The organism is Azospirillum sp. 11R-A (assembly GCF_049472615.1).
Lineage (GTDB): Bacteria > Pseudomonadota > Alphaproteobacteria > Azospirillales > Azospirillaceae > Azospirillum > Azospirillum palustre.
On the sequence record NZ_JBCEBL010000014.1, the window covers coordinates 169,883 to 177,498 of the forward strand.

3 protein-coding genes, 1 tRNA gene and 1 rRNA gene are annotated in these 7,616 nt (G+C 63.5%); 3 read left to right on the forward strand and 2 right to left on the reverse strand.

Annotated features, from left to right (window positions below):
• The first annotated feature begins 48 nt into the window (after positions 1–48).
• From asnB to VH569_RS19725, 3 genes are read left to right on the forward strand one after another with little or no spacing between them, the layout of a single operon-like run.
• On the forward strand, positions 49–2,088 hold the full coding sequence (gene asnB, locus VH569_RS19715) for an asparagine synthase (glutamine-hydrolyzing) (protein ID WP_423317205.1): 2,040 nt from the start codon (positions 49–51) through the stop codon (positions 2,086–2,088).
• A gap of 55 nt (positions 2,089–2,143) precedes the next feature.
• The gene (gene nadE / locus VH569_RS19720) at positions 2,144–3,148 is read left to right on the forward strand and encodes an NAD(+) synthase (RefSeq protein WP_098737746.1); all 1,005 of its coding nucleotides are present in this window, start codon (positions 2,144–2,146) and stop codon (positions 3,146–3,148) included.
• Entirely contained in the window at positions 3,145–4,251 is a 1,107-nt protein-coding gene (locus VH569_RS19725) for a GNAT family N-acetyltransferase (RefSeq protein ID WP_423317206.1), read from the forward strand. Before nadE ends, VH569_RS19725 begins: the two co-directional genes overlap by 4 nt.
• Before the next feature lie 149 nt (positions 4,252–4,400).
• On the opposite strand, the gene VH569_RS19730 is transcribed toward VH569_RS19725, so the two are convergent.
• A 23S ribosomal RNA gene (locus VH569_RS19730) occupies positions 4,401–7,145 on the reverse strand.
• A gap of 326 nt (positions 7,146–7,471) precedes the next feature.
• Positions 7,472–7,547: transfer RNA gene (locus VH569_RS19735), tRNA-Ala, on the reverse strand.
• Positions 7,548–7,616 lie beyond the last annotated feature (69 nt).

Below are 7,616 nucleotides of genomic sequence, written 5' to 3' on the forward strand. Positions count from 1 at the left end.
CAGAACATCACCACGAACACTACCCACCCCAGGACAGAAAGCACGCTCATGTGTGGTGTCGCCGGAGTTCTCGCAGGATCGCGTGCCGAACCGGCCGGTCTGGACGAGCTGAAGCGCATGATCGCCATGCTGGGCCATCGCGGCCCGGACGGCTACGGTTTCTACCGTGACGACCGCATCGGGCTTGCCCATGCGCGTCTCAGCATCGTCGGTCTGGCCGGCGGCTTCCAGCCGATCCACAACGAAGACCGCACCCTCTGGATCAGCTTCAACGGCGAGATCTTCAACCATGTCGAATTGCGGCGGGAGCTGGAGGCGCGCGGCCACCGCTTCTACACCCAGACCGACACCGAGGTGATCGTCCACGCCTTTGAGGAATACGGCCCCGCCACCTGGGCCAAGCTGAACGGCCAGTTCGCCATCTGCCTGTGGGACACCACCCGGCGCGAGCTGTGGCTGGTCCGCGACCGGCTCGGCATCCTGCCGCTGTTCTATGCCCGCCGCGGCGACCATCTGGTCTTCGCCTCCGAAGCCAAGTCGCTGTTCGGCGGCGGCCGGGTGGCTCCGGCCTTCGACCCGGCCCGCCTCGCCCAGGTCTTCACCCATTGGAGCACCGCGCCGCACGGCAGCGTGTTCGCTGGGGTGGAGAGCGTGCCGGCCGCCACTGCGATCCGCGTCGACTCCACGCTGGCGCTGCATGTCGACCGCTACTGGCAGCCCGATTTCGCCACCGATCCGTCGCTGGCCAAGCTGTCGCTGGACGAGGCCGCCGACCGACTGGAGGAGAAACTGCTCGACGCCATCCGCCTGCGGCTGCGCGCCGACGTGCCGGTCGGCGTCTATATCAGCGGCGGGCTCGACAGCTCGGTGATCGCGGCGCTGGCCCGCAAGCTCGACACCACCCACATGCACAGCTTCGGCGTCCGCTTCACCGACGCCGGCTTCGACGAAACGCCGCAGCAGCGGCTGGTCGCCGGCCATGTCGGGACCGAGCATCACGACATCCTCTGCAGCCCGCAGGACATCCAGGCCGCCCTGCCCGACGTCATCCGCCATGGCGAGATGCCTCTGGTCCGCACCGCCCCCGCCCCGCTGTTCCTGCTGTCGCGTCTGGTGCGCGAGAGCGGCATCCGCGTCGTGCTGTCCGGCGAGGGTGCCGACGAGTGGCTGGCCGGCTACGACATCTTCAAGGAGGACAAGGTCCGCCGCTTCTGGGCGCGGCAGCCCGACAGCAAGGCGCGGCCGAAGCTGCTGGGCCGCGTCCATCCCTTCGCCGCCGTCAACGGCCAGAAGGACAGCCCGCTCTGGCAGGCCTTCTTCAAGCGCGGCATGATGGAGACGGAGGAGACCTTCTACGCCCACCGCACCCGCTGGCGGAACACCGCCTGGTCGCAGCGCCTGCTGTCCGCCGATGTCCAGGCCACCGCCGACGATGCCGCCTTCGAGGCGCATGTGGCGGCCCATCTGCCGGACGGCTGGTCGCGCTGGTCGCCGCTGGCGCGCAGCCAATGGGCAGAGATCGCCACTTTCATGACCCCCTACCTGCTGTCGGCCCAGGGCGACCGCGTCGCCATGGCCAACAGCATCGAGGTCCGCTACCCCTTCCTCGACCCGGCAGTGGACGACCTCTGCGCCGCCCTGCCGGACCGGGTGAAGATGCTGGGCCTTCGCGACAAGTTGGCCCTGCGCCGGTTGGCCGCCCGCCATCTCCCCGCCGAGATCTTCCAGCGGCCGAAGAGGCCCTATCGCGCGCCGATGACTACGGCCCTGTTCGGCGACGGCGCCCCGGACTATGTCCGCGACCTGCTGTCGCCGGACGCCCTCGCCCGCTACGGCCTGACCGACGCCGCGGCCGTCTCCGCCCTGGCCGACAAGGCCCATCGCCAGAATGGCCGCATGGCCGGGGAGCGGGAGGAGATGGCGCTGGTCGGCACGCTGACCCTGCAGATGCTGGCCCACTACGTCCAGGACGAACTGCCCCAGAGCATCCGCGACCAGCGGGCCGCCCTGGACCGTGCAGAAATTCACGTGCTGGAGGACCGGCTCGGCAACGCCCGGACCGCCACACCCCAGCCCACCGCGGCCTGATCGCCGCGGCCGCTTCTGACCGACGATGCATCAACCCCCATTGGGAACCGTGACCATGCTGAACGCCCTCACCTCGTTCGACTCCAAGGCCCTCGATCTGGATTGCGCGGCCGCGGCTCGCGAGATCGAAGACGCCATCCAACGCATCGTCGCCCATGATCTGCGCCGCCAGGGCATCGTGCTCGGCGTGTCCGGCGGCATCGACAGCTCGGTCTGCGCCACGCTCGCCGTTCGCGCCCTCGGGCCGGAGCGCGTGCTGTGCATCCTGATGCCGGAAAAGGAAAACTCGCCGAAGAGCACCCGCCTCGGCACCCTGCTCTGCGAGCATCTCGGCGTGACCCCGGTGATGGAGAACATCACCGGCCCGCTGGAGGCGCTCGGCTGCTACGAGCGGCGCGACAACGCCATCCGCCGGCTCTTCCCGGAATTCGGCCCAGGCTGGAAGCAGAAGATCGGTCTGGCCGGCAACCTTCTGGACGCCGACCGCGTCAACTACTTCACCCTGACCGTCGAATCGCCGGACGGCGAGCGCCAGACCAGCCGCATGCCGGTGGACGTCTATCTCGACGTCGTCGCCGCCACCAACCTGAAGCAGCGCATGCGCAAGACGGTCGAATACACCCATGCCGACCGCCTGAACTACGCCGTGCTCGGGACGCCGAACCGCCTGGAATATGAGCTGGGCTTCTTCGTGCGCGGCGGCGACGGTCTGGCCGATCTCAAGCCGATCGCCCACCTCTACAAGTCGCAGGTCTATCAGATGGCGGCCTATCTCGGCCTGCCGGCGGAAATCCAGGCGCAGTCGCCCAGCACCGATACCTACACGCTGCCGCAGTCGCAGGAGGAGTTCTACTACGCCCTGCCCTACGACAAGCTGGATCTGGCGCTCTGCGCCTACGGTCGCGGCGCCAGCGAGGAGGAAGCCGCGGAAGCTCTGAACCTGACCGTCCAGCAGGTCCACCGCGTCTACAAGGACATCACCGCCAAGCGCCGCACCTCCGCCCGCATCCTGCGCGATGCCCATCTGGTGCAGCCGGTGTCCGTCGGGGATGAGGCATGAGCGTCATCGACTGGAAGCAACGTGGCGTCGCCCGGTATGAACCGGGCGACCACGCCTCCCTGGAGGCATTCCAGCGCGCGCATTTCGGGGCCGAAGCAATCCAGCTGTCCCCAGACCACTTCCATTGGCTGTTCGAAGAGCCGCCGGAACGGGAGCATGAAGGACCGCAGCTCTGGCTGTGCAAGCGGAACGGTGCGGTGGTCGGCCAGCAGGGCGGCATCCCCTTCGCCCTGAAGGTGGGCGAGCGCAACCGCCGGGCCTCCTGGGCGATCGACCTGATGGTCGCCCCGGAATGGCGCCTGCGCGGCGTCGGCCCCGCCCTGTCGGAAACCCACACCGGAGCCAGCGATCTCGCCGTGTCGCTGTCGATGACGGAGGCCGCCTATAAATCCTACAAGCGCGGCGGCTGGCTCGACCTCGGCAATGTGCCCACATATCTGCGGGTGATCGACCCTCTGCGCTGCCTGCGCGTCAGCCCGTATGGCGGGGGTCTGGCCAAGCTGGTCGCCAGGGTGGGCAAGCCGGCGCTGGCGTCGGCCTCGATGGGCTACGGACTTTCGGCCAAGCTGCTCGGTGCCCGGCTGGTGGAGATCGACCGTTTCGACTACCGCGTCGACGACCTCTGGGAGGCGGCGTCGCCGCAGCATTCGGTGATCGCCCGGCGCGACTGGGCCTTCCTGAACTGGCGCTTCGACCTGTCCCCCCAGGCCGACCGCTTCCGCCGCTTCTACGTCATGCGCGGCGAGACCGTTCTCGCCTATGTCGTGCTGCGGGTCGATCACTGGAAGGGTGAGCCGGTCGGCGTGGTCTGCGACTATCTGGCCCGGCCGGGCTGGCTGATGGCGGCCTTCTCGCTGATGACCGAACTGGCGCGCCGTGAGGGTATGGTTGCGCTGATGTGCCGGACGCTGAACGCCCAGGCGGCGCGGCCGCTGTCGATGATGGGCTTCCTCTGCCTGAAGAACGGCCTTCGCACGCCGACCCGCATGATGGTGCGGCCGGCGCTCGACCAGCCGGAACTGGCCGGTACGGTGGGCGATCCGAAGAACTGGTTCGTCACTATCGCCGACAGCGACATGGGCTTCAAAGGATTGGGCGAGTAGACGAAGAGCCCAAACTCCAAACGCGAAAAGGCCGCCTTCCCACAAGGGAGGCGGCCTTTTCGCTGATCGCGATAAAATCGAGTTTCAAGTGACGGGATGCGCCTTCAGATCGTCCATGAAGCGGCTTACCGCTGTGCATGGCGCCCGGTGAGATCAAGCCGATCGAGCGATTAGTAAGGCTTAGCTTCAGGCATTGCTGCCGGTCCACATGCCTCCTATCGACGTGATGGTCTGTCACGGCTCTCAAGGGAGCTCTGGTTTAGAGGTGGGTTTCCCGCTTAGATGCTTTCAGCGGTTATCCCGTCCATACTTAGCTACCCGGCCATGCCACTGGCGTGACAACCGGTGCACCAGAGGTATGTCCATCCCGGTCCTCTCGTACTAGGGACAGATCCTCGCAAAACTCCGACACCCACGGCAGATAGGGACCGAACTGTCTCACGACGTTCTAAACCCAGCTCACGTACCACTTTAATCGGCGAACAGCCGAACCCTTGGGACCTGCTCCAGCCCCAGGATGTGATGAGCCGACATCGAGGTGCCAAACGACTCCGTCGATATGGACTCTTGGGAGTCATCAGCCTGTTATCCCCGGCGTACCTTTTATCCGTTGAGCGATGGCCCGTCCACGTGGAGCCACCGGATCACTATGGCCGACTTTCGTCTCTGCTCGACTTGTCAGTCTTGCAGTCAGGCGGGCTTATGCCATTGCACTCGTCGAGCGATTTCCGACCGCTCTGAGCCCACCATCGCGCGCCTCCGTTACACTTTGGGAGGCGACCGCCCCAGTCAAACTACCCGCCATGCAGGGTCCCGGACCCGGATAACGGGCCACGGTTAGATGCCAGAGACTTCAAGGGTGGTATTTCAAGGTTGGCTCCACACGAGCTGGCGCCCATGTTTCCAAGCCTCCCACCTATCCTACACATGAAGTCCCTAGCACCACTGCAAAGCTGTAGTAAAGGTGCACGGGGTCTTTCCGTCTGACCGCGGGAACTCCGCATCTTCACGGAGAGTTCAATTTCGCTGAGTTGGTGTTGGAGACAGCGGGGAAGTCGTTACGCCATTCGTGCAGGTCGGAACTTACCCGACAAGGAATTTCGCTACCTTAGGACCGTTATAGTTACGGCCGCCGTTTACCGGGGCTTCAATTCAGAGCTTGCACTCCTCCTCTTAACCTTCCGGCACCGGGCAGGCGTCAGACCCTATACGTCGCCTTGTGTGGCTTCGCAGAGCCCTGTGTTTTTAGTAAACAGTCGCTACCCCCTGGTCTGTGCCCCCCGCCATGGCTTGCGCCACAACGGGGCCCTCTTCTTCCGAAGTTACGAGGGCAATTTGCCGAGTTCCTTCAACACCATTCTCTCAAGCGCCTGGGTATACTCTACCAGTCCACCTGTGTCGGTTTGGGGTACGGTCTATATGGCGGGGCTATTTCCTGGAACCGGTCCACAGCACGATCAATCCGATAAGATCGTACACGCTTTCCAATCCGTCACCTCCGCCAGGCCCACGAATATTAACGTGGTTCCCATCGACTACGCCTTTCGGCCTCGCCTTAGGGGCCGGCTCACCCTGCGTGGATTAACCTTGCGCAGGAACCCTTGGACTTTCGGCGACAGTGTTTCTCACACTGTTTGTCGCTACTCATGTCAGCATTCTCACTTCCGATACCTCCAGGCGGCCTCACGGACACCCTTCGCAGGCTTACGGAACGCTCCGCTACCACGCGATCTGAGATCGCATCCGCAGCTTCGGTACACGGCTTGAGCCCCGATACATTTTCGGCGCAGGCCGGCTTAACTAGACCAGTGAGCTATTACGCTTTCTTTAAAGGATGGCTGCTTCTAAGCCAACCTCCTGGTTGTCATGGCCTTCCCACATCCTTTCCCACTTAGCCGTGATTTGGGGACCTTAGCTGGCGGTCTGGGCTGTTTCCCTCTCGACGATGGACCTTAGCACCCACCGTCTGTCTGCCGGACTGCACTCTGCGGTATTCGGAGTTTGGTTAGGTTTGGTAAGGCTCGCGCCCCCCTAGCCCATCCAGTGCTCTACCCCCGCAGGTGATATCCGACGCGCTACCTAAATAGCTTTCGCGGAGAACCAGCTATTTCCTGATTTGATTGGCCTTTCACCCCTAGCCACAGGTCATCTCCGACTTTTTCAACAGGCGTGAGTTCGGTCCTCCAGTGCGTGTTACCGCACCTTCAACCTGCCCATGGCTAGATCATCAGGTTTCGGGTCTAAAGCATGCAACTCGGTCGCCCTATTCAGACTCGCTTTCGCTGCGCCTCCACCTACCGGCTTAAGCTCGCTGCATACTCTAAGTCGCTGACCCATTATACAAAAGGTACGCCGTCACCCCGTAAAGAGGCTCCGACTGCTTGTAGGCATCCGGTTTCAGGAACTGTTTCACTCCCCTTGTCGGGGTGCTTTTCACCTTTCCCTCACGGTACTGGTGCACTATCGGTCACTGAGGAGTACTTAGGCTTGGAGGGTGGTCCCCCCACGTTCAGACAGGGTTTCACGTGCCCCGCCCTACTCGAGCATTCGATCCGGTTTATCCGTACGGGGCTATCACCCGCTATGGCCCGACTTTCCAGACGGTTCCGGTTATGTAGATCGAATGACTGGCCTGGTCCGCGTTCGCTCGCCACTACTAGCGGAGTCTCGGTTGATGTCCTTTCCTCCGGCTACTTAGATGTTTCAGTTCGCCGGGTTCGCTTCCCATRCCTATKKATTCAGCATGGGATACCGCTTGCGCGGTGGGTTTCCCCATTCGGAAATTCACGGATCAATGCCTGCTCGCGGCTCCCCGTGACTTATCGCAACGTGCTACGTCCTTCATCGCCTCTCAGTGCCAAGGCATCCACCAGATGCCCTTCAGACGCTTGATCTCAACTCCAACGAAAACGCTTGCGCCACGCGCAGGAACAAGCCTGCTCGCGAGCYGACCAACAGGGCCAGCTGTTTCCGCCGTTCGATGCTACTCCCAGCCAGCTTCGACCTTGTGGGTCTGGGCCGGCCGAGGAGCGTCCTCGGTCACTTGCACTTCATCTTCACTTGTCCATGATCCCGCCCCGGCGCCACGCTGTGGCCTGGGGCACGATAACGAGCGCCAAAGCGCTCGTTATCGTTCACGTTTCCGTGTTGTGGTTCCTTCCAACGGTCCTCGAAGCTGAGCGGCTCGGCGTCCCTCGACACCAATCTTCCTTGCGGAAACTGGTGGAGGCAGACGGGATCGAACCGACGACCTCCTGCTTGCAAAGCAGGCGCTCTCCCAACTGAGCTATGCCCCCGATGGTCACGCCATCGCTAAACATGGTGGGCCAGGGAGGATTTGAACCTCCGACCTCACGCTTATCAAG

Bases quoted from the DNA above. Each gene is read 5' to 3' on its own strand.
- asnB (WP_423317205.1), top strand. From the start codon at position 49: ATGTGTGGTGTCGCCGGAGTTCTCGCAGGATCGCGTGCCGAACCGGCC.
- nadE (WP_098737746.1), top strand. From the start codon at position 2,144: ATGCTGAACGCCCTCACCTCGTTCGACTCCAAGGCCCTCGATCTGGAT.
- VH569_RS19725 (WP_423317206.1), top strand. From the start codon at position 3,145: ATGAGCGTCATCGACTGGAAGCAACGTGGCGTCGCCCGGTATGAACCG.